We start from the raw sequence: 25,069 nt of genomic DNA, 5'->3' as shown, positions 1-25,069 counted from the left end.
CACTTTATATAATGTTAAATTTGCAACCAATTAAAAGATAGACTATGAAAAAAAAACTACTATATGTTATTATCTATATTAGTTATATTTCTTTGTGTCATGCGCAATCAAATAAAATCAGTAAGGACAGTATTTATAAACTGATTTCAGAATCCTTTATAGTTGCTACTCAGGGTCAGTATAATAAGGCTTATAAACAACTTAACTTTGCTTTAGAGTATGGTAAAAATATCAATAACGATTCGATTATTGGTGAAGCTTACAATTGCATCGGTGCGATATTTTATGAAATTGGTGATTATGACAATGCAGAAAAAAACTATTTATTATCTAGAAATGCATTGCAGAAAGCCAATTATGAATCATATTTAATTTATCATTATAATAATATCGCAGAATTATATTTTAAAAAAAAGAATTATGTCGATGCAGAAAAAATGTTTGTTAAATCTAGAAATTTAGCTCTTGAGCTTAAAGATAGTTATAAAGCATTATGGCCGATATATAATATTGCTAATATTAAATATATACTTAATGATTTTGATAGTGCGTATCTGTATTTAATAGAAACCATAAAAATATATCAACCCAATACAGAACAGCAACCATCTATGATTATTAACTCGCATATATTGTTAGCTAACATTTATGCTAAAAAAGAGGAATATGCAAAAGCGTTTGAAAATTATAAAAAAGCAGAAGAGATCTCTTTAGATCACAATTCTTATACAGAACTAATCGAGATAGAAAAAAGAAGGGTCGCTTTATACGACGGATTAAATCAGCCGGATAATGCTAAAATATCAATGGCTAATCAAATTATATACTTAGAGAAGAATTTCGAAAGTCAACAGAGTATACTGAATGAAAAAAATAAACTAGAACGTGATTTATTCGAAAAAGAAAGTAGTTTAAACCTGACTGAAGAGTTGAATAAAAGTCAAGAACAATCACTTAAAAAAATAAAATATTTTACACTTGCTCTCCTCGCCATGTTTATTGTACTAATTGGTGTGGTAATACTTTTGTATAGATCAAACAGAAAACGTTTAAAACTAAGCAATAGCTTTCAAGAAAAAAATAAAGAGCTTCTTAATGCCAAAATGAAAACCGAATATGCTTCGCAATTAAAAAATAATTTCTTTTCTACAATAAGCCATGAACTCCGCACGCCTCTATACGCGGTTACCGGTATTACGGATGTTTTGATTAACGAAAATCCAAAAAAAGAACAGGTGAACTACCTTAAAGCACTAAAATCTTCTGGAGAACATTTATTGTCGTTAATTAATAATATACTTCAAATTAATAAATATGATGCGAATAAAATAGAATTACATACCATAGAGTTTGATATTCAAGAGGTTGTTGATAATTTGATGAATGCTCTATATTATCTAAAGAAAGAAAATAACAATACTTTACACGTACATATTGATAACAATATTCCTAGAAGATTAAAAGGGGACTCGGTTAAACTATCTCAAATAATAATTAATTTATTAGGGAACGCATTGAAGTTTACCATAAACGGAAATATTTGGTTTAATGTTAACCTTATCAACCAAGAATTAAATAATAGTGATGTTGTAATGATAAGGATAAGTGTTAAAGATGATGGTATAGGTATTTCTAAAGAGATGCAAGCAAGGATATTTGATGACTTTTATCAGGAATCTAAACGACTTAATCGAGATTATGAAGGTGCTGGTTTAGGCTTGGCTATAGTTAAGCGTTTATTGAATGCAATGAATAGTAAAATAAAGCTAGAAAGTGAGCCTAATGTGGGAACAACTTTTTCCTTTGATTTAAATTTTGAATATGAAAAAGTAGATGTAAAATCGCCAAAAGAGATTATTAATAATAATTACAAAAATTTAAAAAATAAAGCTGTTTTGGTTGTAGATGACAACAACATAAATCAAATGATTACCAGGCGTATTTTAGAAAATAAAAGCGCTAATGTAATTGTAGTTGATAATGGCTTTGACGCTATAGATTTGGTAAAAAAACAAAATTTTGATATCGTTTTAATGGATATTCATATGCCTAAAATGAATGGTTATGAAGTGGCAACTAAAATAAGAGAATTTGATGAAGGAACGCCTATAATTGCATTGACGGCAGTAGATCTTAATGAAAATAAGGAGAGAATTTTATCTTCAGGAATGAATGGTGTAATATCGAAACCTTTTCAAATACAACAATTTTATTTAACTATAAGTAAATTTATTCACTAAGGAAGTTTTGTTTATCTGCTTAGAAAATATTTAGATTCAAATGGGTACGAATTATATTAAAAATCGCCCCGGGTTAAGGGGCGATTTTCTATAATAACCAAATAGTAACACTAACCATCAACTATGAATAAAATTTGATTATTATCTAAGTAACTAACTAACTAACTAAATTTATGAAAAATCATATCTTTTATAAGTAAGACGTGAAGCTTTTATTTGTGTTACACTGAAGCTTTGTTTTTAACATTTTAACTATGTTTTTTAACGTTTAACCCTTTATTTGGTATGGTAAAAGACATATTTTGGCTACAAATTCAGATGACATTTTATGAGTAAGAAAACGCTGGTACTAGGAGCATCTTTAAGAACAGATAGGTATTCTAATTTGGTAATTAATAGGTTGGTAAATAATAATCACGAAGTTGTTGCTATAGGGTTGAGGAAAGGTAGCGTTGCAGGAATAGATATACAAACAGAACTTATTAAGTTTGATGATCTTGATACGGTAACATTGTACCTAAATCCAAAACGTCAAAGTCAATATTTTGAGTACATAATTAGCCTGAGACCTAAAAGAGTCATTTTCAATCCGGGAACGGAAAATCCGGAGTTTTATCAAGTACTGGAAGAGGCTTCTATTGAAGTTGAGGTTGCTTGTAATCTAGTATTACTTTCTACGAATCAGTATTAGTCCTAGGAAGGTTAGGAGTCCGTTTAAGATTAGAATAAAGAAACCAAATTCAAAACCAAACCAGGTAGCACTATTGTCACTTATGATATAAGATAAGATAAGAGACAATATAGCAACAATAGGCACAAGGTTGTCTTTTACATTTAATTTCGTGAATAATCCAAATGCATATAAACCTAACAAAGGACCATAGGTATATCCTGCAAACACAAATAATTTAGCAATCACGCTTTCATCTTTGATAATGTATTTAAAAGCAATAATCACTAATACTAATATAAACGAAAAGAGTACATGGATTTTTTTTCGGGTTTTGACCTGATCAGATTTATTATATTTCTTTTCTATATCTAAAATATCGATGCTAAAAGATGTTGTTAACGAAGTTAAAGCACTATCTGCACTACTATAAGCAGCTGCAATAAGCCCAAGGACAAAAAATACAGCAATGCCAATACCTAATTCACTTTGTGTAGCAATAATAGGGAACAACTGATCTTTATGAGCTTCAATTTCGTGTAAAGATGCATATTGAGTTAGTAACAACCCTAATCCTAGAAAGATGAAGTTAACTATAGTCAATACGATAGTAAACCAAAACATATTTTTCTGAGCATCTTTAAGGCTTCTGCAAGTAAGGTTTTTTTGCATCATATCCTGATCCAACCCTGTCATTACTATAGCAATAAAAGCACCCGAGAAAAACTGTTTCCAGAAATAATCGGCACTTTTAAAATCATCAAAAAAGAACATTTTTGATAGGTCACTTTCTAATACATATCCTAAAATATTACCTCCGCTAATTCCTAAATCATCAGATACATAATAAATGGCTACTCCGACAGAGATTAACATAAATAAAGTCTGTAATGTGTCGGTCCAAACAATGGTTTTTATTCCGGATTTAAAAGTGTATAACCAAATCAAAAGAATGGTAATAATTACGGTAACCCAAAAAGGAACACCGATAGCATCAAAAAGAATAGTTTGCAAAACATTAGCGACTAAAAACAATCTAAAACTCGCTCCAACTACTCTGGATAGCAAAAAGAAAGAAGCTCCGGTTTTGTAAGAATAATTCCCAAAGCGTTCATCCAGATAGGTGTAAATCGAGGTCAGGTTTAGTCTATAATATAGAGGTAATAATATGGTTCCGATAACGGTATACCCCACTATATATCCTAGAACCACTTGCATGTAGCTAAATTGTGAAGCTTCAACCCACCCAGGAACAGAAATAAAGGTCACCCCGCTAAGTGAGGCTCCTATCATTCCAAATGCAACAACATACCAGGGAGACTGACGATTGGCTTTAAAAAAAGCTTCGTTATCTGCGTTTTTTCCTGTGAAATAAGATATTAATAAGAGGACTCCAAAATAGGCTGCGATCAATAGCAGAATATGTGTGGGTTGCATAAATTTTGGTTAAAATGATATACCAAAATACAAATTAACTAGAAACCCCAAAATAAACTATAAATTATTTGTTTCTAACATCACTCTCGATCTCTCCATCTCTTAATCGTATTACACGATGTGCACGAGCAGCAATATCTTCTTCATGAGTAACCATGATCACCGTATTTCCTGCAGCATGAATATCATCAAAGAGTTGCATAATCTCCAGAGAAGTCTTAGAATCCAAGTTTCCAGTAGGTTCATCTGCTAGAATAATTGAAGGTTTGTTCACTAACGCTCGTCCTACCGCAACACGTTGTCTCTGACCTCCGGAGAGTTGATTAGGTTTATGATCCATACGATCTGCAAGTCCAACATCGGCAAGTACTTCTTCAGCTCTGATAACTCTATCTTTTTTAGAAGTTCCTGCATATACCATAGGCAATGCAACATTATCCAGAGCAGTTGTTCTAGGAAGTAGATTAAAAGTCTGAAATACAAATCCGATTTCGCGATTTCGTATCTCGGCCAATTCATCATCTGTCATTTTACTCACATCATTTCCATTCAGTCTGTATGTTCCTGAGGTTGGAGTATCTAAACATCCTAAAAGATTCATTAATGTAGATTTTCCAGATCCTGAAGGTCCCATGATTGCTATATAATCTCCTGTCTCGATATCCAGATCAATGCTTTTTAATACATAAACGGTTTCTTGACCTAGTTGAAAATTTCTGACGATATTTCTGATTTCTATAACATTTCCCATGAATGTAATCTTTATGAGTTGTGAAGATACGATTTTAGACTATATGACGCAGTAGGGTAGAAGTTGTTACAGTCTTATAATAAAATGTTCTTTGACCTGTTCTTTTCTAAAAAATACAAAACCCAAAACAAAGGTGTCAATAGTAACTTTTACCAGAGGATTATTCTTTATTAGGTTCCAAGTAGCTTCATTATTATTGGTTTCGTGTATGTGGTTGAAAATAATTAGGCTATCATTATGTGTTTTAGAGAATAGTGTTTCAATATCTTTTTTGTCCTGAAGGTTTAGATCAAGATATAATACATCATATACATCTTCGTGTTCGATAGACTTAGAGATGATAATAGGGTTGCCTTCTAATAAAATTTGCGAGGTGATATCCGGGTTTATATTAGAGAGATATACTTTTTTATAATCAAAATATGAGAATAAACGATTGAGAAGCTTAACAGTTTTTAAACTAAAAGGGAGTTCACTTTTGTGTTTTTTGAATATTGATTTTAAAGCAGTATACGAAGGTCTCTTATTTTTATCATAAAAGCATTTGGTAACTAAATCATATACAAAAGGTGAGTGTACCCCGTGTTGATTAGTAGACCTAGCAAGAAACTTTAGATATGATTTTATTCGGAATAACATTATTCGTAATTCTTAAATCGTAATTCAAAAAATCAATTTATTCTTCCAATTTTTCAGAAAGTTCGAACCAGCGCATTTCGTTTTCTTCGATTTGTTCAATGATTTTCTGAAGCTTTTGAGATTCCTCATTGATTTTATCCGAGTCTAAGTTTCCATCAACAAAAAGGGCCTCGATCTCTTTTTTCTGAAGTTCTAGTTTTTTTAGATCGCGTTCAATCTTGCTATATTCTTTTTGCTCATTATATGATAGTCCTGCCTTGTTATCTTTTTTCCAGGTTTTCTTTACTCTTGGCTCTGAGTCCTCAGTTTTAGAACTTTCCGGCTCTTTGCTGTTTTCATAGATACGATAATCGGTATAATTACCAGGAAAATCCTGAATCACTCCATTTCCTCTAAAGACGAATAGATGATCTACAATTTTATCCATAAAATATCTATCGTGAGATACCACCATCAAGCAACCGGGGAAATCTAATAAGAAGTTTTCCAATACATTGAGTGTTACAATGTCTAAATCATTGGTAGGTTCATCAAGAATCAGAAAGTTTGGGTTTTGTATCAGTACGGTACAGAGATAAAGACGTTTTCGTTCGCCACCACTTAATTTTTCTACAAAATCATATTGTTTCTTTCTGTCAAACAAAAATCGCTCAAGTAATTGTTGTGCAGAAATCTGTCTTCCTTTTTTTAATGGGATGTAATCTCCAAATTCTCTAATAACATCAATAACCTTCTGGCCTTCTTTAATTTCTATACCTCTTTGAGTATAATATCCAAATTTTATGGTATCCCCAATAACTATTTTACCTTGGTCAGGGGTTATGCCACCGGTAATCATATTCAAAAAAGTAGATTTACCAGTTCCGTTTTTACCAATAATACCAATACGTTCTCCTTTTTTGAAAACATATTCGAACTGATCTAATAGAATTAAATCGTCAAAGCTTTTTGATATTTTGTGGAGTTCGAGAATTTTACTTCCCATACGCTCCATATTGATTTCTAATTGTACTTCGTGATCATTACGACGTTTATGAGCCCGTTCTTTGATTTCGTAGAAATCATCAATTCTGGACTTAGATTTGGTAGTTCGGGCCTTAGGTTGACGGCGCATCCAATCCAACTCTTTTTTGTATAATTGTTTAGCTTTACCAGTTTCGATTTGTTCGTTGGCAATTCTAGCTTCTTTATTAGTTAAATAGTACGCATAATTACCTTTATAGCTATATAATTGGCCATTTTCTAGTTCTACAATTTCATTACATACATTTTCCAGGAAATAACGGTCGTGCGTAACCATAAATAGCGTGAAATTCTCTTTCGCAAAATATTCTTCAAGCCATTCGATCATTTCCAGATCTAAGTGGTTAGTTGGCTCATCAAGATATAATAAGTCTGGTTTGCTTAATAAAATATTTGCCAGAGCGAGCCTTTTCTTTTGCCCACCAGAGAGTTGACTTACTTTTTTATTAAGATCCTCAAGCTTCAGCTTAAAAAGTATTTGTTTGTATTGTGTTTCAAAATCCCAAGCGCTTATAGCTTCCATTTCTTCAAAAGCTTTCTGGTACTCTTCAGCATCATCAGGGTTTTGAAGCGCTTTTTCGTACCTGTTGATTACTTTTAAAGTTTCGTTATCCGAAGCAAATATGGTTTGCTCTATTGTAAGATTAGGATCCAGATTAGGTTCCTGAGGTAAAAAAGACACTTTAATATTCTTGCGATATACAACTTGCCCTTCATCAGGTTCCTCGTCTCCTGCTATGATATTTAATAGAGAAGTTTTTCCAGTTCCGTTTTTGGCAACAAAACCTATTTTTTGTCCTTCATTAATTCCGAAGGAAATGTCTCTAAAGAGTATGCGTTCTCCAAAGGCTTTGGCAATATGTTCTACTGATACGTAATTCACAATTTTTGATAAAGTTGAAAAGTAACTAAAGCCTCAAAGATAGTAGAAATCGGAGTTTTAGCTTAAATAATGGTGACTTTAAATTTATATCTTTTTTTTCCTTCGGGTAATCGAAAAAAGAAAGATAAAAATCGCTAAAAAAATAGCAACCCGAGCTATATAATTTCCTGCTTTTACATAAAAAGTGATTTTGTCATTGGCTCTAATAGTTCCTTGTAAAGCACCTCTTTTTTCATATCCCAGAGAAGAAACTATGTTTCCGGTTTGATCTATAAAAGCCGAAATTCCCGTATTGGCACTTCGAGCAATACTTCTTCGACTTTCTATCGCTCTTAGTTTTGCATAATAAAGATGTTGCTGATGCCCTTGTGTATTACCCCACCAGGCATCATTAGTAATTATGGCCAGAAAATCCGCTTTATTTCTTGTGTAACCTGTAGAAAATTCACCATAGATACTTTCATAACAAATCATGGTGCCTACACCCACACTATCTTTTGTAAAGAAAACTTCTCTATCTTCTTGAGTTGTTTTTTTGGCAACAGTCCCACCAAGATCTATCATGGCATCACCTAAAACTGGCTTCAATACACTTTCATAAGGAAAATTTTCAATCCCAACGACTAATTTACTCTTATGGTATAACTCATCCGACGCATCTGGCCTGACGAAGAAAGCCGAATTATAATCGTCGTAGAAAACATCTTCTTTATAAATATTAGTTTGTTTTCTGATTCTTGCAGGATTGTTAAAGACATCTATTAACGAAATCCCTGATAAAAAATTGACATTCGGATATCTATCAATGATTTTAAGAGCAGTCCTTTTTGCGATCGATTGGGGGAAGTTGTGTAATCTGTTATTATCCGCAAAAACTGTTTCTGGGGCGATAACAAACTTGGTGTTATCACTAATCGCGGTAGTTGTTAAAGAATCTAGAAGCTTACTGATTCTATCATCAGTGGTATTATATTTTTCCGTATACGGATCTATGTTGGGTTGTAAAACCACTACTTCAATTTCTTTACCCTCTTCCTCGTAGGTTTTTAGTATAAGTATTGAAATCAAAATAGGAACAACGATAATAAGTCCATTTTTTATAGCAGATCTATAAAGAATTGCCTTGTCTTTATGTTCTTTAAAAAGTAATATACTTTTGAAAACACCTATGTTTACTATCCACACCCATAGTGTTCCACCAAATGTTCCGGTATATTCATACCATTGTATCCAGGAAGTAAAATTCGCAAAACCATTTCCTAGATTCAACCATGGCCAGGAAATCTGCCATTGCAAATGAAAATACTCAAAAGCCATCCAGAAACAGGCTAAGAATATAGTGCTAATCGTAAATGAGGTTCGTTTTGCTATTATGTGATATAGCAAAAACACAATAGTCATTAATAGGCTATTTACTAAAAGTGCAATAGCCATTCCGACACCAGTAGAATTGTAAATCCACCAGGTTGTTATGGTGTTCCAGATGAAAAATGAGAGGTAAGTAAAGCCTAAAACCTGAGCCTTACTGTATTTATTTTTGCGAATATCATATTCCACCAATAAAAGTGGTACAAATCCAAAGAATAAGAATAAAGGAAAACCATATGTTGGCCAACTTACTGCAAGTAAAAGTCCAGATAATATGGACAGTAAGGTATTCTTCATATAAGAGAGATCATCTGTGATAATAACGAAATTAAACTTATTTCGTTACAATTTTATAAATCAATACTAAAAAAAGTAATTTTTAATTGAAGTCTATCTAAAGACACTCCAATCTACTTTTATAGAAAAGACATTGGAGTAAATTGCAGCACTCTGATCTCCAATATCCGTTAGTGCATAATCCACGAATATTCCTTTATATTGAAATCCAACTCCAAAATTAGGTTGAAATCCAACCTCATCTGAGCCATCAAACTGCTCGATGTTTTGAAAATTACCAATACCCCCTCTTAGGTAAACTATTTTAGAATAATCTAGTTCAAAACCAAAAGCAGGAGTAACACTAATTACAGAAGAAGAGATAATATCATTGGTTTCGGCAAAACGAACATTCATATCTAATTCGGTATTCAGCATAAATTTCTTTCCAAGATCAAACTCTCTAGCTGCTCCAAATTGTAATTTAGGAATAGTGATCTCTGTGTTATCTGGAACTTCCTGATCTCTAATCTGAGGTATTTGATCTTCATCTGGGATTCCGTCTCCGTTAAGATCTCCGATAGCAAATTCTTCAACATTCCAAGCGTTAAAAGAGGTAGTAATATCTCGCACCATTACTCCAAATTGCCATTTGTTCTTTTGATATTGTATAGCAGCATCAAATCCAAAACCCCAAGAGGAAGCAAAATCACCAATTATTCTTCGAATAACTTTGGCATTAGCTCCATAACTTAATCCTTCTATTGGAAGTTTTCTGGAGTATGAAAATGTAAATGCATAATCGGCAGCAGAAAATAAATCAACTCTGGTGTAATCAATATTACCATCGGCATCAACTAAACTTGTCGTATCAAGTATGTCATCTACTCCAAATCTAATTAAAGATAGAGCTATTGCACTTTTTTCATCCAAAGGCATAGCAAAAGCCAAGTAATCATAATTAGCAATATTCGCAAAATAGGAAGCATGCATAAAGGAAGCTTGAGTATCTGTTAAATTAATCAGACCTGCAGGATTCCAATATCCTGAATTAACATCACCAGATGACGCTACAACTGCATTAGACATACCTAATGCTGCGGCATCTACTCCAATGTTTAGAAACTCGTTAGAATATTTTCTGGTTTGCGCAAAAGATTGGGCTGCAATCACAGAAAGTAAAACAAATATAATTCTTTTCAACTCAGGCAATTTTTCGCAAATATCTTACTATTTTTCAACATGATAAACTTTATTTGCTATTTCATATTGTACTCGATATGTTAATAGACGGAAATAACTCACTATTTTTACACAAAATTAAACCTTATGTGGCTTAAAAAGCAAATACCTAATTTCATAACATTATTAAATCTTTTTTGCGGTTGTATAGCTACTATCTATGCAGTACAAGGTAAACTAGAATTTGCAGCATTTTTTGTTATGCTTGGTATTGGTTTTGACTTTTTTGATGGTCTGGCTGCAAGAATGCTTAAAGTTCAGAGCGAATTAGGGTTGCAATTAGACTCTCTGGCAGATATGGTTACTAGTGGATTAGTACCAGGTATTGTGATGTATCAGTTATTGTCAAAAGCTTTCGGGACTCCATTTTATGTAACACCTGAGACTTGGAATTCTGAACAGATTTTTGCTAGCCTGGATTGGTCATACGTGTCGTTAATAGGATTGTTAATTACACTGGCATCAGCATATAGATTGGCTAAATTTAATATTGATACTCGTCAGACTTCTTCTTTTATTGGTTTGCCCACTCCGGCAAATACCCTGCTAATTATTAGTATACCATTAATTCTAAAGTTTCAGCAAGAAGTATGGATTTTGGAAATAATTCTTAACAAGTGGTTTTTAATTAGCTTGACGTTACTAAGTTGTTATCTACTTAATGCTGAGGTGCCTCTGTTTGCTTTAAAATTCAAAACTTGGGGATTTAAAGACAATATTGTAAGATATACATTTTTAATACTTACCTTAATATTGATTGTATTGTTGAAGTTTATTGCGATACCTTGTATTATTCTGCTTTATATCTTAATATCGTTATTTAGTAGAGGAGAGTAGTAGGTGATGGTAATTTGTTTTTAGCCGTTTAATGTTCGATTTTGAGAATATTTCGTTTTGAATAATACGTTGTGAGAATCACTTCTCCAAAACTCATCAATAATAAACCCAAATACTAATTAAAAATCCAGTTTCTTTTTTCTAAGTTCGAAGTTTTGACCTAGATATACCTTTCGAACCATTTCATCTTCAGCTAATTCTTCTGGAATACCGGCTTTTAGGATACTTCCTTCAAACATTAGGTATGTTCTGTCGGTAATGGCAAGAGTTTCTTGTACGTTATGGTCAGTAATAAGGATGCCGATATTTTTGTTTTTAAGTTGAGCCACAATGCGCTGAATGTCTTCTACAGCTACAGGGTCGACCCCTGCAAAAGGTTCATCAAGAAGAATAAAATTGGGGTCAGTGGCTAATGCACGCGCAATTTCTGTACGACGGCGTTCACCACCACTCAAAAGGTCACCTCGGTTTTTTCTAATATGTCCTAAACCAAACTCCTCAATTAAGGCTTCCATTTTGAGATGTTGCTCCTTTTTTGAAAGTTTAGTTAGTTGTAATACGCTTAAGATATTATCTTCAATACTTAATTTTCTGAAAACTGAGGCTTCCTGAGCAAGATATCCAATACCGTTTTGAGCACGTTTGTACATAGGATATTTGGTAATATCTGCGCCGTCCAGTGTAATTTTTCCACCATTTGGTTTTACTAAACCAACGATCATATAGAAAGAAGTAGTTTTACCTGCACCATTAGGACCTAAAAGACCTACAATTTCTCCTTGGTTTACTTCCAGAGAAATTCCTTTTACTACTTTACGTCCTTTATAGGACTTCATTAAATTGTCGGCTTTTAACTGCATATTAGAATGACTTCTTTTTATTTGGAGCGTTGCTATGTTGCGATGGTAAATTTACATTATTCTTTTTAATCCCTAGATTTTTTAAGCTTGAGATGCTTTTGCTTCCAATGCATCCCAGAATTCATAAGCACGACGAAGATGTGGAATAACAATGGTACCACCTACTAAAGTTGCTATTCCTAATGCTTCAGCAACTTCTTCTTTTGTTAACCCCTCTTTATGACAAGTCTCTAGATGGTAACGCACACAATCATCACATCTCAATACTGCTGAGGCCACTAATCCTAATAATTCTTTGGTTTTTACGCCCAAAGCTCCCTCCATAAAAGCATTAGTGTCAAGGTTAAAGATTCTTTTGATGATTTTATTATTGTCTTCAAGAATACGAGAGTTCATTTTTTCTCTATATTCATTAAATTCATCAACTATATTACTCATGTGGATTGTGTTTTTAATTTTTTATTCTGTCTTTTGATTACAACTTTTGAGATAAAAATACTAACCTCATATAATATTAATATGGGTATCGCTACAATTACTTGGCTTGCAATATCAGGAGGGGTAATTACTGCAGAAAGTATTAGAACGATCACTAAGGCATATTTTCGGTATTTTTTTAAGAATTCTGGAGTAACTAACCCTATTTTGGTTAGGAAAAACATAATAACCGGTAACTCAAATATCAATCCGCAAGAAATCACTGCAGCTCTTACCAATGCGATGTAACTATCAATATCAAATTCATTTAATACTTCCTCACTGACCTGATATCCTCCTAAAAAGTTTATGGATAAAGGAGTAATTACGTAGTAACCAAAAAGAACACCTAAGAAGAATAAGCATGAACAGATGATAATGAAACCTTTAGAATATTTTTTTTCATTACTATGCATCGCTGGAGCAATAAACTTCCAGAATTCATATAACACATAAGGAAATGCAGCAATAAATCCGGCAGTTATAGATGTCCAGATATGTACAGAGAATTGTCCTGCAACCTTTCTGCTTTGTACACTAAATGGCAATTCTTTAAAACACAGGCTTTCATCTAACCCCAAAAGTTTTGATAGATTACAAAGTCCATTATATGTTGGAAAATCTGGTTTTTTAGGACCAAAAATCAAAACATCAAAAATAAACTCTTTGGCAATAAACGCTGCAATTGCAGCAATTAATATAGCAAAGGTGGCTCGTATGAGGTGCCAACGTAGCTCTTCTAGATGATCCAGAAAAGACATAGATTGAGGGTCTTTTTTAGTGTTTTTTCCCATTATAAAATGCCTTCTCTCATTAAATCATGAATATGTAAAACTCCTGCATATTTTCCATCATCTTCAGCGATGAGTTGCGATATTCCGTATTCTTCTAATTTGTCCAGAGCATCAACTGCCATAGCATCATTATTAATAAGTTTTGGGTTAGGAGACATAATATCTTTGGCTGTCAAGCCACTAAAATCTTTATTGGTAGTTAACATCCTACGTAGATCACCATCTGTAATAATACCTAAGACAGTACCATTATCAGCAACAACTGTCATACCAAGTCTTTTTTCGGTCATTTCTACAATTACACTATTAATGTCTGAATCGGGAGATACTTTTGGTTTTTCATTTTTTGCAGTAATATTACTCACCCTCAAATATAATTTTTTGCCTAAGGCACCACCAGGATGATATTTTGCAAAGTCATTGCTCGAAAACCCTTTTAGATGTAATAAGCATACAGCTAAAGCGTCGCCAACAACTAATTGAGCGGTAGTGCTTGTTGTTGGAGCCAGATTATTTGGGCAAGCTTCTTTTTCTACATAAGCGTGCAACACATAATCTGCTTCTTTCCCTAAAAAAGATTCTTTATTAGAGGTAATCCCAATTAAAGTATTGTTAAAGTTTTTAATAAGAGGTACTAGAACTTTTATTTCGGGAGTATTTCCACTTTTTGAAATACAGATGACTACATCGTCTGTTAGAATATTCCCTAAATCTCCATGAATAGCATCTGCGGCGTGCATAAATACAGCTGGAGTTCCTGTTGAATTCATGGTTGCCACTATTTTTGAAGCGATAATTGCACTTTTTCCTATGCCGGTTATAATTACTCTGCCATTAGAATTATGTATGGTATCCACGGCTTTTGCAAACTCATCATCTATAAGCTGTTCTAAATTGGCGATTGCTTGTGCCTCTTCTGCAATCGTCTGTTTGGCATATGAAATAATCGTGTCTTTGGTATTCAAAATTTGGAAAATTTGCGTGTTATAAATAAAGATTTTATTATCTTTAAATATGCAAAGGTATGTAATACCTTATGAATTTTAAATACCGCCTAAAAAAAGCTTAATAATTAATTTAAGCTTTGCTTATATTTGGGGGTTTTTAAAATAAAATGATAACATCCATTAAGATCGTATTTGGGGAAACTGATTTTAATGATAGCGAGTCTTTATTTAATTGGTATATAAAAGTTTAATGATTTAATGAGTTTGAATGAAACCGACGTACAAAGTGCTTTAAAAAAGTACTTTGGTTTTAGTCAATTTAGAGGATTACAGGAAAATGTTATAAATAGTATTCTTAATCATCAGAATACTTTTGTCATTATGCCTACAGGTGGAGGGAAATCTCTATGTTACCAGCTGCCTGCATTGATGTGTGATGGTACTGCAATTGTAGTTTCCCCACTGATTGCGTTAATGAAGAATCAAGTAGATGCTATTCGTAGCATATCTTCTGAAAATGGAATAGCACATGTGCTAAATTCTTCTCTTAACAAATCAGAAATCAAAAGAGTAAAAGATGATATTGTCAATGGAGTTACTAAACTATTATACGTTGCTCCAGAATCTCTTACTAAGGAAGAGTATGTGGATTTTTTGAAAGAACAAAAAATTTCATTCTTAGCTATTGATGAAGCACATTGTATTAGTGAGTGGGGACATGATTTTCGTCCTGAGTATCGTAACCTGAGAAATATTATCAAAAGAATAGGTGAAAATATTCCTATTATTGGACTTACTGCGACTGCTACTCCCAAAGTACAGGAAGATATTCTGAAAAACTTGGGTATGAGTAATGCTCAAACTTTCAAGGCTTCTTTTAACAGACCTAACCTATTTTATGAAATACGTCCGAAGACAAAAAATGTCGATGCTGATATCATACGTTTCGTGAAACAAAACTCTGGGAAAAGTGGTATCGTATATTGTCTCAGTAGAAAACGAGTAGAGGAACTAGCACAAACTTTGGAGGTAAATGGTGTAAAGGCTGTACCTTATCATGCTGGATTGGATGCCAAAACCAGAGCCAAACATCAGGATATGTTTTTAATGGAGGATACAGATGTGGTGGTAGCAACTATTGCATTTGGGATGGGTATTGATAAACCGGATGTTAGATTTGTAATACATCATGATATACCTAAAAGTATTGAAAGCTACTATCAGGAAACTGGTCGCGCTGGTCGAGATGGTGGAGAAGGACATTGCCTGGCTTATTACTCTTATAAAGATATAGAGAAGTTAGAAAAATTCATGAGTGGTAAACCTGTCGCTGAGCAGGAGATAGGACATGCATTGTTGCAAGAAGTAGTTGCATTTGCAGAAACTTCGATTTCGAGACGTAAATTTATATTACATTATTTTGGAGAAGAGTTTGACGATGTAAATGGAGAAGGAGCAGATATGGATGATAATGTCCGTAATCCTAAGAAAAAGCACGAAGCAAAGGATGAGGTCAAACTTTTATTAGAAGTAGTAAGCAAAACGGGACAGATTTATAAGTCTAAGGAAGTGGTAAATACACTTACCGGAAAAAGCAATGCGCTTATTCTTTCTCATAAAACTAACGAACAATCGTTCTTTGGAAGTGGGAAATCCCAGGATGATAAATACTGGATGGCATTAATACGTCAGGTATTGGTGGCTGGATATTTACGTAAGGATATTGAAACTTATGGAGTCATTAAAATTACTGAAGACGGAAAAGAATTTATACAAAATCCTGTAAGTTTTATGATGACTGAGGATCATGTCTTTAAGGAGATTAATGATGATACGATAGTAACAGCGGATAAATCAGGAGGAAAAGGTGGTGGAAGTGATGAAAATCTTGTGAAAATGCTCAAGGACTTGCGGAAAACTGTAGCCAAAAAGTTAGGAGTACCGCCTTTTGTAGTATTTCAGGATCCTTCTTTAGAAGATATGGCCTTAAAATATCCTATAAATACTGAAGAGTTAGGAAATGTCCATGGAGTAGGAGAAGGGAAGGCTAAGAAATATGGAAAAGAGTTTGTTCAGTTTATAGCTAATTATGTTGAAGAAAATGATATTCTTCGTCCGGATGATTTTGTGGTTAAAAGTACCGGAGCCAATAGTGGTCTTAAATTATATATAATTCAGAATGTAGACCGCAAATTACCATTAGATGATATCGCCGCTGCGAAAGGCATGGATATGACAGCTTTTATTAAAGAGATGGAAGCTATTGTGTATAGTGGCACTAAACTTAATATTACGTATTGGGTAGATGAAATTTTGGATGAAGATCAACAAGAAGAAATTCATGAATATTTCCTTGAAGCTGAGAGTGATAAAATAGATACGGCGATAGAAGAGTTTGATGGAGACTATGATGATGAAGAACTTCGTTTGTATAGAATTAAATTTATTAGCGAAGTAGCAAATTAGAAAAGCGTCTTATACTAGAATATTAAAAGGCTTTGAGATATCTCAAAGCCTTTGTTTTAGATGTATATAACATCTTGATTATGCATAAACATCTGGATTATCATCTCCCTCACCATTTGTACATTGCGATGCATTGTAAATTATGGCAGGAAAGTTTAATAAACAATACTGGCTTGCTCCAGAAGGTTGCTTGGCTGTAGTGCCGTTACATACATAAGGACATTGAAGAAGTGGAAAACCTCCACCTAGTACCGATTCCTGATTCTTTTTACTTAATTTTTGAACACCTTCTAGATTTAAAATGTTTTTTAACATAATAAGTTGATTAACGATTTGTTTGTCTTTGAACATTTATAGACACTCAAAGTTTGTGTCTATATGTTTATATCACTTTGTGAATAAATGTTACTTTTAATAGTTTGTTAAAGTTTTATAAGCAATGAGAAGATTTATCCTTAAACTTTGTTAATGGTTGATTTTGTATAACCTAATATTTGTTTTTTACATAAAAAATGAAGGGGCTGTCTAAAATTTTTAGACAGCCCCTTTCTGTTTGTTAATACGTCAATCTTACTTAGCCTAAAGATTAAGCTTCTTCATCTATTGGGTAGCAAATTGGCAACCCGTAGATGTTACAGTAGAAAGGACCACTGAAACAGCCTGTTGGTGAAGATGCCGCGCATTCAGGGGATATTCCTCCGTGAACTGTTTTTTGTTCATTCTTGTTCAGTTTTAGAACTCCGTTTACACTTAAAATGTTTTTTAACATATTAAGTTTATTAATGACAGATCATACATTTTCCATTACCTAAATATACTGATCCAGGATAAGTACTGCATAATGCTGCACTTGTGTAACTTGGACGGATTCTCCCTCCTGTATCACCACAGGGAGTAGATGTGTCAAGTACTAACCCTCCATTTAATCCTCCGGTAACAGATTTTTGTTGGTTTTTGTTTAATGTGTTTACTCCTTTTACATCTAAAATGTTTTTTAACATAATTTCTGATTTTAAAAATTAATATTTATTTCGATTAAGACCTTTTATGTATGTCTTACAGTATCATGTTCCTTAAAAGAAAAAATGTTACTATTAAAAAAAAATATTTTTTGTGTTTATTTGGAATAATATGGTTAAAAGAATTTGTGGACTTCTAAAATCAGTGAATTGTGTAATGTGATTAACTATCTTTTTACTATATAGTTATATAGAAATTACTTATTTATTTTTCGATAGCCATATATGGTTAAAAACAATAATATTAGCCCAATAAATATGATGTAAATAAGTGTATTATAGTTGGGGTTAGGTATAAGCATTTCAGTATCTCCAATCAAAATAAGTGATGCCCAGTAATGTGGTGAAGCCTCTGCATCAGTATTTTTTTTTAAGTAATTCAATTTAGCACTTCGTAAAGCTTCTGACCTAGTTAGGCCCTTGCTAAGGTTTTTATAGAAATCTGAAGTAATAGTAGCGGTAGCTTTATCATTAGTACTCCATAGTGATGGAATTACAGTATTAGCTCCGGATTTAAAAAATCCTCTAGCTAAACTCATCACTCCTTCGCCACGCCGTACCTCTCCAATAGATGTGTTACAAGCACTTAAAACTACCAATTCTGCATTGTTTTTTATTGTGCTAAGCTCTGCCAATGTTAATTTGGAATTTCTAAAAGCAATCCACGGTGCAATAGAATCTGACGCATCTGCATGAGTAGCTAAATGAAGTATTCTATAGTTACCTGCTTCTGAAACGAAGTTTTCTTTAGTAGCATTTTTGTTAGTAAAGATTGTTCCGTTATAATAATCATTAGGATAGGTAAGCTCTTTTTTACTTTTTGAAAGTGTCGTTAATCCATTAGAAAAATGAATAGGAGCCACTCCAAGGAAATCCTTTTCTGGATTTCGAACGATAGATGAATTTTCTTTTGAAAAGGATAGAGAATAAGTATAATTGATCTCAGATTCTTCGATTAAATACCTTCTTTTTACAGGATCTGTAACTAACGCTTCAAAAGGTATTAGGTTAATGATATGATCTGGTACGATGGTTATTTGCTTATTTTTGATGTCATTTTGAATCTCCTTAGGAATTAGTGTTTTATAAATTTGATTTGCTAGCTGGTCATATTCTGTTACATCTTTATCAGTTTTAAAAGGACTGTTTAGTTTTTCTCTTAAGTTAAATACGCTTTTTTGTAACGATTTTGTGTTTTCAATTTTAAATAGTTCTTTGGTATTCGAAGTCAGAAACATAAGGTATCCATCCGGAGTTACATTGGCTACTTTTTCTGCCATGATATATTGTATAACAGCTTGATCTTTAGATAATTTTAATTCAGGTAACTCAATTATGTTAGGAATAATTGATGTGTGATAGAAAGGATATGAATGTGCTAGAGAATCTTCGAATTTCTTATATTTAGTTTTGGTATCTAACAATTTTTCTTGTACAGAATCTTTTTTGGTAGTTTGGGATGTATATAATTGATTTCTCAATACCGATATTTCATCTTTAAACACTTGTACTTTCTTTTTAATAGAAGAAGGGAGCGTATTGTTATTTTTGATGACTTCCTGTAATAATAGTAAAGCTTTGTTTTTTTCAATGAAATAAAAAGCTTTGTCATATTTCTTAAGATATAAACACGCTTCTAATCCCATAATGTAAATTTCTGATGCTAAATCTCTCCAGAATAGTTTTGACCGAAACGACAGGTTGTCCTTTATAATTAGATCTATCAATTGATCACTTATCAAGATTACTTTTATAGCTTCTTCATAATAAGAGGGGTTGTTTTTGGTTTTCCCTAGTTCGATCCAGGCTTTTAGTTTTCGTTTAAAAATCTCTAATAAAGTGGTTTTATCCTCTATTTTTAATAAATCCGTGGGAGAAGGTAGCCAATAAATATCATCGATATCTTTATTATAATATGCTGAAAATGCTTTTTGAAAATATTCATGAGCTTCAAGATTTCTTTTTTCATGTATGGCTCCCAAACCTAAGCCTAAATAAATGTTAGGAGTTAAGTCAGGACTATTACTTGAATATTTTAAGGATTGATCAAAATATTTTTTAGAAAGCTTTGTGTTAAGTTTAATGTTTACAATAGCTAAATTGCAATAGATAGTAGAGAGGTTTTCTTTAATGTTGTATTTCAGCGATATATTTAAAGCTTTATTAAATGAAGTTAATGCTTTGCTTAAGTCTTTAACTCCTACTCCTTCATAATAGAAATTGCCTAAGTTGTTATATACGTCATATCTTGTATATGGATCTGGTTTTTCCATTATATTTAAAATGGAATCTGCTTTTTTTAAATGAGTAATTCCTTTTAGGGCACTTTCTTTATTACGTATGTATTTATAGGAGGCAGAAATGTTTATATGATTATAAAGAATCTGCTTTTTTTGTTTTACAGAATCAAAGTATTGAAAAGCTTTCTCCTGATATTCTACAGATTTATATAGATCACCTATTTTTTCATAACAATTACCAGTAATTCCACAAGCTTTTCCCATTAAAAAGTTAGAACCCTGTAGCGCAATCATTTTTTTGAAAAAAACTATAGCAGTTTCATAGTTTTTGAGTCTATAATTGTAAATAGCAAAGTTGTAATAACTTCGCTTAAGAAGCTCTTTGTCAAGTGGTTCTACTTTTTCTCTGGCTTTATAAGCAATTTTGACAATTTTAATAGCTTCTTCCCAATGTTTTTCTTTATGAATCCACTTTGCTAATTGATGGGCATCTGATCCTAAGGATTCGAAATCTTTATTTATACGATGTTGTTCTAAAATAAGGTAATACTTATTTAACTTCTGATAATTGCTTCCCTGAAGTTGGTGTAAAGAATCTAACCCAACAGATATTTCCTGGCCTTTTATGGATAGAACCAGGAATAGAATAAAAATATGAGTTAGTTTAAATTGTCTTATAATTTATGAACTAATTTAGAATATTAATGCTAAAAGGGAATGATTCAGATACTTGTTGACAAGTGGGATTTATTATACTAATAAAATCAAAAGGAGTAGGTTCACATCTCCCACAATTAGGGTCACCATCTTCGCCATCATCTAATTCCTTTTTACTTGGTGTTAGAACCGCTGTACCACCGGTGATGTATTCAGGAATACACCCTTGTACAGGGCGGACACATTCTCTTGTAGGGACTTCATCACAGGGAACATACCATTCAAATACATTAGTACAAGCAGGCTCTGTTAAAGCAAAAATAGTGCTAAATGTATAATTTCTTGCAATTTCCAGAAGCGTTAGATTATCTTGAGAATCTCCATAAATCACTACATAAATCTTTTTGAAGCAGATAGGGACATTTCTGTTTGACTTAGTTTTTACATTATTGTCTATTTTAAATAAGTCATCTACATTAATAGCGTTTTTAGGAATAATATCTCCTTGTTCTACTATTTGTAACTCTTGTTCAGAGATGTTTTCTTCATTGGTACAACCTTGTATTCCTATTACTGCGATTGTTATTGAAAATAATAATGTGAGTTTTTTCATTGTTTAAATCTTTTTTTGTTTTGTAACTATATTAGTATATTCCCCGAACTATAAAAATGTTACCAGGCAAAAGTAAAAAAAATAATTCCTTAACCTATTTATAATGCCAGAAGTGCATAAAGACCTCTTACAAAAACTTGCCAATGGCGATAGAAAAACTATACAGGAAATATATAGTAGTGTTTTTCCGAAAGTACTAGGGTACGTCTCTAAAAATAATGGAGAGAAAGAGGATGCTGAAGATATTTTTCAAAAAGTATTGCTGCAAATTATTGCCAGATATAAGGTGAAGGCCTTTAAAATTGATAGTTCTTTGGAGGGGTATGTTTTTTCTGCAAGTCGAAATTTATGGAGAAGAGAGCTAAATAAACAAAAACGCATAGTAACAAATGATAAGGTTCTTGAACACTCTAAAGAATCGGAAGACATGACAATGGCTATTTTAGAACAAGAAAAATGGGAGTTATTTCAGGAGAAATTAACAGAGCTGTCTGATAATTGTAAACAATTACTTCAATTGTTTTTTCAGAAAGTGCCCTATAAAGATATTGTGGAGAAATTAGGATATAATACCGATAACGTAGTGAGACAGCGTGTTTTCAATTGTAAATCACAATTAACTAAATTGATTAAAAACGATTCTAGATATAATCAAATCAAGGAATTATGAAAGATTACCCGATAGAGATTGATGATTATTTGAGTGGTAATATGTCAACATCAGAAAAGAAAGCATTTGAGGAAAGGTTAGACACAGATCCAGCACTTGCTGAAGAGTTGATATTACAAAAAGATATGCTATCAATTTACGAAGATCAGGAATGGTTGGAAGGTGATAAAAATGCATTAAAAACGGAAGAAGCTAAACAACTAAAATCTTTTTTTGAGAGTGAAGAAGCTTCTGATTTAAAAACAACAATTAGAGAGGTAGTTTCAGAAAATAAATATAAGCCATACAATAAGTCTTTTTGGTTTATTGGAATTGCAGCATCAATAGCTTTATTAATAACTATTTCTTTATTTGTTTTTAAGGATAATAGTTATGATAAGTTATACGTAGAATATATTCGAATTGAAGAGATTCCTTCATTGGTAACCAGAGGGGTAGATAATAATAAGCTGTTAGAAGATGCACAACTGTTATTTGAAGAGAAAAAATATCAGCAAGCTATTTCCATATTTACTTCTTATCAGAGCAATAATAATTCTATTGAACCATTAAGTTATATTTATTTAGGAGTAGCCTATTTAGAACTTAAGGATTTTGATAATGCTTTAAACCAGTTTGAATTATTAAAAACGTCAAATACTTTACAAAGTAAAAAGGCAAATTGGTATAAAGCAATGGTGTATTTAAAAGAAAATAAAAAAAGAAAACTAGTAAATATTCTAAAAGGAATTCTATCCGACGAAAATAATTATAAGTTCAAAGAGGCTCAAAAACTTCTGGAAAAGATTGATAAATAGTGTAGAGCTTTGTAGAAGAAAATCGTTTTGAACGTTGCCTCACATTATGCATAAACAATCCTGTTTTATTATTCTATAAACCATCTCCAATTACCTATATTTGCAACTCATTTCAAATCAAATAAAAAACACCGCCATGCAAGACGGATTATACGCAAAATTTAATACAACAAAAGGAAGTATACTGGTAAATCTAGAATATAAAAAGACACCTGGAACAGTCGGAAACTTTGTAGGTTTAGCAGAAGGAAACCTTGAAAATCAAGCTATACCTCAAGGAAAACCTTATTATAATGGATTAAAATTTCATAGAGTAATTGCCGATTTTATGATTCAGGGAGGTGATCCTCAAGGAACTGGATCAGGAGGTCCTGGTTATCAGTTTGATGATGAAATCCATCCTGATCTAAAACATGATGGCCCAGGAGTACTCTCTATGGCTAACGCAGGTCCTGGGACTAATGGTAGCCAATTTTTTATAACTCATGTAGAAACATCATGGTTGGATGGTAAGCATACCGTTTTTGGAAAGGTTGTAGAAGGACAAGATGTAGTTAATACAATTGCTCAAGGAGATGAAATAGAATCTTTAGAAATTCTTAGAGTAGGTTCAGATGCAGAAAGTTTTAATGGAGTAGAGTCTTTTAGACAGTTTAATGGAGCAAAAGCAGAACGTGAGGCAGCGGCAAAGAAAGAAGCAGAGCAGTTGTTAGAAGAATTGGCGGCAGGATTTGATAAAACAGATAGCGGATTACGTTATAAAATAATTCAAAATGGAGATGGAGTACAAGCTGAAAAAGGTAAAACAGTTTCAGTACATTATAAAGGAAGTTTAACTGACGGTACTATTTTCGATTCATCTTATAAGCGTAATCAACCAATAGATTTTCCGTTAGGAATGGGACAAGTAATTCCTGGATGGGATGAGGGTATTGCGCTATTAAAAGTAGGAGATAAAGCTCGCTTTGTGATCCCTCCATATTTAGGATATGGTGCACAAGGAGCAGGAGGAGTAATCCCTCCAAATGCAGCGCTAATTTTTGATGTAGAGCTTGTAGGAGTTAAATAAAATATTTTTTAACATATCATATTTGCTAAAATCTCGAAGTGAAAAATGGCTTCGAGATTTTTTTATATGTTTTTAAATCTTAAGCTTCTTGTTTTTAGTAATTTGTGTTTTTGGTATGGTGATTGCTATGATCAAATCTGAGGATTGTTTTCTAGTTTTTTTTGAATAAACAAAAAGCAATCATTTTGTTAAATATAAGTTAATTTTATATTATTGGATATTTCAATGTATATTTGAATACTTACATTTCTTTTGATTAAATAAAAAAAGAAATGTTGCTGAATATTAAAGTATGAGACATACAATTGCGACTATTTTTATTTTATGTATTTATAGTTTTTCTTTTGGTCAGGAAAATGCTGAGGTTTTAAGTACCATTAAAGATCAAATTGAAATTATTGATAGTTACATAGAATTTGACACTTTTTATCTAGATCCGGAGGAATTTTTAGATGAAATGGCAGATCATGGAGCAGAATTAGAAGGGAATTATGAACATGAACGGTTAAAAAAAATCACCAGAAAAGTAGGTACAAGAGTAGCAGATGTAGTAACACTTTTTTATTTCTGGAATGATCAGTTGATTTATGTTAATTATAGACAAAATCCGTACTTCGAAGGTACTAATGAAAGTGGTCAACGAGTGATGGATTATTCGAATACTTTTTTACAGTTTGAATCCAAATATTATTTTAATAATGGAGAAGAAGTTGGTAGAGAATTGATAGGTAAGCCTTTAAGGGAAATAGAGCCTGAAGAAGAATTTGTGGAATACGCCCAGAAAATGAAGTCACTTCTTGATAATAAGTTCTACAACAAAGAAACCTATGAATTGCTACAAGGTAAATGGGCTTTTGTACAGAATACTGAAGATTATATAATTTTTGAAGGTACGATACGGTTTAATTTCTACAATGGGAAGTTTGCTAATCGATTAAAAACAAAGATAGATGATGGTGTGATGGTATGCTGGTTTCCAATGGATGAGCGTATATATCGATATAAAATTGTAGATATTAATGATAGCGTACTTACGTTAAAAAACCTTTTCTCAGAAGAAGAGTTCATGTATGCTAAAATAGAATAATACTAAA

Annotated in this window: 22 protein-coding genes; 8 read left to right on the top strand and 14 right to left on the bottom strand. The window is 32.4% G+C overall.

Annotation, left to right across the window (positions count from 1 at the left end):
* Positions 1-44: 44 nt before the first annotated feature.
* Both J8M14_RS22365 and J8M14_RS22360 read left to right on the top strand, forming a co-directional pair.
* Positions 45-2,240, top strand: coding sequence for a response regulator (locus J8M14_RS22365; RefSeq protein WP_211077066.1), 2,196 nt, complete (start codon positions 45-47; stop codon positions 2,238-2,240).
* Between the two features lie 328 nt (positions 2,241-2,568).
* On the top strand, positions 2,569-2,931 hold the full coding sequence (locus J8M14_RS22360) for a CoA-binding protein (protein WP_211077065.1): 363 nt from the start codon (positions 2,569-2,571) through the stop codon (positions 2,929-2,931).
* Here the strand turns inward: J8M14_RS22360 and J8M14_RS22355 are convergent.
* From J8M14_RS22355 to J8M14_RS22330, 6 genes are all read right to left on the bottom strand, one after another.
* The gene (locus tag J8M14_RS22355) at positions 2,908-4,347 is read right to left on the bottom strand and encodes a sodium:solute symporter (RefSeq protein WP_211077064.1); all 1,440 of its coding nucleotides are present in this window, start codon (positions 4,345-4,347) and stop codon (positions 2,908-2,910) included. The genes J8M14_RS22360 and J8M14_RS22355 overlap by 24 nt on opposite strands.
* A gap of 64 nt (positions 4,348-4,411) precedes the next feature.
* A complete protein-coding gene (locus tag J8M14_RS22350; protein ID WP_211077063.1) occupies positions 4,412-5,098 on the bottom strand; it encodes an ABC transporter ATP-binding protein in 687 nt (228 codons plus the stop codon).
* Positions 5,099-5,164: 66 nt separating this feature from the next.
* Positions 5,165-5,737 carry a hypothetical protein gene (locus J8M14_RS23440; protein WP_211077062.1) on the bottom strand — a complete coding sequence of 191 codons (573 nt, stop codon included), beginning with the start codon at positions 5,735-5,737 and terminating at the stop codon, positions 5,165-5,167.
* A gap of 37 nt (positions 5,738-5,774) precedes the next feature.
* Positions 5,775-7,643, bottom strand: a complete 1,869-nt coding sequence (locus tag J8M14_RS22340; RefSeq protein ID WP_211077061.1) for an ABC-F family ATP-binding cassette domain-containing protein — start codon at positions 7,641-7,643, stop codon at positions 5,775-5,777.
* An 84-nt stretch (positions 7,644-7,727) separates the two neighbouring features.
* Positions 7,728-9,308, bottom strand: coding sequence for an apolipoprotein N-acyltransferase (lnt, locus tag J8M14_RS22335; RefSeq protein WP_211077060.1), 1,581 nt, complete (start codon positions 9,306-9,308; stop codon positions 7,728-7,730).
* A gap of 93 nt (positions 9,309-9,401) precedes the next feature.
* The gene (locus J8M14_RS22330) at positions 9,402-10,490 is read right to left on the bottom strand and encodes a PorV/PorQ family protein (RefSeq protein WP_247672744.1); all 1,089 of its coding nucleotides are present in this window, start codon (positions 10,488-10,490) and stop codon (positions 9,402-9,404) included.
* A 126-nt stretch (positions 10,491-10,616) separates the two neighbouring features.
* On the opposite strand from J8M14_RS22330, the gene J8M14_RS22325 reads away from it, so the two are divergent.
* Positions 10,617-11,366, top strand: a complete 750-nt coding sequence (locus J8M14_RS22325; protein ID WP_211077059.1) for a CDP-alcohol phosphatidyltransferase family protein — start codon at positions 10,617-10,619, stop codon at positions 11,364-11,366.
* Between the two features lie 119 nt (positions 11,367-11,485).
* Here the strand turns inward: J8M14_RS22325 and lptB are convergent, their stop codons facing one another.
* The 4 genes from lptB to J8M14_RS22305 form a co-directional block, all read right to left on the bottom strand.
* Positions 11,486-12,226, bottom strand: coding sequence for an LPS export ABC transporter ATP-binding protein (lptB, locus tag J8M14_RS22320; RefSeq protein ID WP_211077058.1), 741 nt, complete (start codon positions 12,224-12,226; stop codon positions 11,486-11,488).
* 81 nt (positions 12,227-12,307) lie between these two features.
* Entirely contained in the window at positions 12,308-12,664 is a 357-nt protein-coding gene (locus J8M14_RS22315) for a carboxymuconolactone decarboxylase family protein (RefSeq protein ID WP_211077057.1), read from the bottom strand.
* Positions 12,661-13,497, bottom strand: coding sequence for a twin-arginine translocase subunit TatC (tatC, locus tag J8M14_RS22310; RefSeq protein WP_211077056.1), 837 nt, complete (start codon positions 13,495-13,497; stop codon positions 12,661-12,663). Before tatC ends, J8M14_RS22315 begins: the two co-directional genes overlap by 4 nt.
* On the bottom strand, positions 13,497-14,462 hold the full coding sequence (locus J8M14_RS22305) for a KpsF/GutQ family sugar-phosphate isomerase (RefSeq protein WP_211077055.1): 966 nt from the start codon (positions 14,460-14,462) through the stop codon (positions 13,497-13,499). The genes tatC and J8M14_RS22305 overlap by 1 nt, the downstream gene beginning before the upstream one ends.
* A 240-nt stretch (positions 14,463-14,702) precedes the next feature.
* On the opposite strand from J8M14_RS22305, the gene recQ reads away from it, so the two are divergent.
* The gene (gene recQ, locus J8M14_RS22300; protein ID WP_211077054.1) at positions 14,703-16,910 is read left to right on the top strand and encodes a DNA helicase RecQ; all 2,208 of its coding nucleotides are present in this window, start codon (positions 14,703-14,705) and stop codon (positions 16,908-16,910) included.
* Positions 16,911-16,988: 78 nt separating this feature from the next.
* On the opposite strand, the gene J8M14_RS22295 is transcribed toward recQ, so the two are convergent.
* From J8M14_RS22295 to J8M14_RS22280, 4 genes are all read right to left on the bottom strand, one after another.
* A complete protein-coding gene (locus tag J8M14_RS22295) occupies positions 16,989-17,225 on the bottom strand; it encodes a hypothetical protein (RefSeq protein ID WP_211077053.1) in 237 nt (78 codons plus the stop codon).
* 464 nt (positions 17,226-17,689) lie between these two features.
* Positions 17,690-17,911 (bottom strand): hypothetical protein, encoded by a 222-nt coding sequence (locus tag J8M14_RS22290; RefSeq protein WP_211077052.1) that lies wholly within the window; start codon positions 17,909-17,911, stop codon positions 17,690-17,692.
* Positions 17,912-18,126: 215 nt separating this feature from the next.
* Positions 18,127-20,463 carry a CHAT domain-containing protein gene (locus J8M14_RS22285; RefSeq protein ID WP_211077051.1) on the bottom strand — a complete coding sequence of 779 codons (2,337 nt, stop codon included), beginning with the start codon at positions 20,461-20,463 and terminating at the stop codon, positions 18,127-18,129.
* 394 nt (positions 20,464-20,857) lie between these two features.
* Entirely contained in the window at positions 20,858-21,439 is a 582-nt protein-coding gene (locus J8M14_RS22280; RefSeq protein ID WP_211077050.1) for a hypothetical protein, read from the bottom strand.
* Positions 21,440-21,542: 103 nt separating this feature from the next.
* Here J8M14_RS22280 and J8M14_RS22275 point away from each other — a divergent pair, with 103 nt between their 5' ends.
* The 4 genes from J8M14_RS22275 (at position 21,543) to J8M14_RS22260 (ending at position 25,062) form a co-directional block, all read left to right on the top strand.
* Positions 21,543-22,109 (top strand): sigma-70 family RNA polymerase sigma factor, encoded by a 567-nt coding sequence (locus tag J8M14_RS22275; protein WP_211077049.1) that lies wholly within the window; start codon positions 21,543-21,545, stop codon positions 22,107-22,109.
* Positions 22,106-22,906, top strand: a complete 801-nt coding sequence (locus tag J8M14_RS22270) for a hypothetical protein (protein ID WP_211077048.1) — start codon at positions 22,106-22,108, stop codon at positions 22,904-22,906. Before J8M14_RS22275 ends, J8M14_RS22270 begins: the two co-directional genes overlap by 4 nt.
* A 136-nt stretch (positions 22,907-23,042) precedes the next feature.
* On the top strand, positions 23,043-23,975 hold the full coding sequence (locus J8M14_RS22265; RefSeq protein WP_211077047.1) for a peptidylprolyl isomerase: 933 nt from the start codon (positions 23,043-23,045) through the stop codon (positions 23,973-23,975).
* A 292-nt stretch (positions 23,976-24,267) separates the two neighbouring features.
* A complete protein-coding gene (locus J8M14_RS22260) occupies positions 24,268-25,062 on the top strand; it encodes a hypothetical protein (RefSeq protein ID WP_211077046.1) in 795 nt (264 codons plus the stop codon).
* Positions 25,063-25,069 lie beyond the last annotated feature (7 nt).

Source organism: Aquimarina sp. MMG016 (assembly GCF_018100805.1).
Classification (GTDB): Bacteria; Bacteroidota; Bacteroidia; order Flavobacteriales; family Flavobacteriaceae; genus Aquimarina.
This window is presented reverse-complemented; position numbering and strand designations above follow the sequence as displayed.

Excerpts from the sequence above, each read along its gene's own strand:
- J8M14_RS22265 (WP_211077047.1), top strand. The coding sequence starts at position 23,043 with ATGCAAGACGGATTATACGCAAAATTTAATACAACAAAAGGAAGTATA.
- J8M14_RS22280 (WP_211077050.1), bottom strand. The coding sequence starts at position 21,439 with ATGAAAAAACTCACATTATTATTTTCAATAACAATCGCAGTAATAGGA.
- J8M14_RS22360 (WP_211077065.1), top strand. The coding sequence starts at position 2,569 with ATGAGTAAGAAAACGCTGGTACTAGGAGCATCTTTAAGAACAGATAGG.
- lnt (WP_211077060.1), bottom strand. The coding sequence starts at position 9,308 with ATGAAGAATACCTTACTGTCCATATTATCTGGACTTTTACTTGCAGTA.
- J8M14_RS23440 (WP_211077062.1), bottom strand. The coding sequence starts at position 5,737 with ATGTTATTCCGAATAAAATCATATCTAAAGTTTCTTGCTAGGTCTACT.
- J8M14_RS22355 (WP_211077064.1), bottom strand. The coding sequence starts at position 4,347 with ATGCAACCCACACATATTCTGCTATTGATCGCAGCCTATTTTGGAGTC.
- J8M14_RS22270 (WP_211077048.1), top strand. The coding sequence starts at position 22,106 with ATGAAAGATTACCCGATAGAGATTGATGATTATTTGAGTGGTAATATG.
- recQ (WP_211077054.1), top strand. The coding sequence starts at position 14,703 with ATGAGTTTGAATGAAACCGACGTACAAAGTGCTTTAAAAAAGTACTTT.
- J8M14_RS22290 (WP_211077052.1), bottom strand. The coding sequence starts at position 17,911 with ATGTTAAAAAACATTTTAGATGTAAAAGGAGTAAACACATTAAACAAA.
- J8M14_RS22275 (WP_211077049.1), top strand. The coding sequence starts at position 21,543 with ATGCCAGAAGTGCATAAAGACCTCTTACAAAAACTTGCCAATGGCGAT.
- lptB (WP_211077058.1), bottom strand. The coding sequence starts at position 12,226 with ATGCAGTTAAAAGCCGACAATTTAATGAAGTCCTATAAAGGACGTAAA.
- J8M14_RS22315 (WP_211077057.1), bottom strand. The coding sequence starts at position 12,664 with ATGAGTAATATAGTTGATGAATTTAATGAATATAGAGAAAAAATGAAC.
- J8M14_RS22285 (WP_211077051.1), bottom strand. The coding sequence starts at position 20,463 with ATGATTGCGCTACAGGGTTCTAACTTTTTAATGGGAAAAGCTTGTGGA.
- J8M14_RS22295 (WP_211077053.1), bottom strand. The coding sequence starts at position 17,225 with ATGTTAAAAAACATTTTAAATCTAGAAGGTGTTCAAAAATTAAGTAAA.
- J8M14_RS22325 (WP_211077059.1), top strand. The coding sequence starts at position 10,617 with ATGTGGCTTAAAAAGCAAATACCTAATTTCATAACATTATTAAATCTT.
- J8M14_RS22365 (WP_211077066.1), top strand. The coding sequence starts at position 45 with ATGAAAAAAAAACTACTATATGTTATTATCTATATTAGTTATATTTCT.
- J8M14_RS22260 (WP_211077046.1), top strand. The coding sequence starts at position 24,268 with ATGAGACATACAATTGCGACTATTTTTATTTTATGTATTTATAGTTTT.
- J8M14_RS22350 (WP_211077063.1), bottom strand. The coding sequence starts at position 5,098 with ATGGGAAATGTTATAGAAATCAGAAATATCGTCAGAAATTTTCAACTA.
- tatC (WP_211077056.1), bottom strand. The coding sequence starts at position 13,497 with ATGGGAAAAAACACTAAAAAAGACCCTCAATCTATGTCTTTTCTGGAT.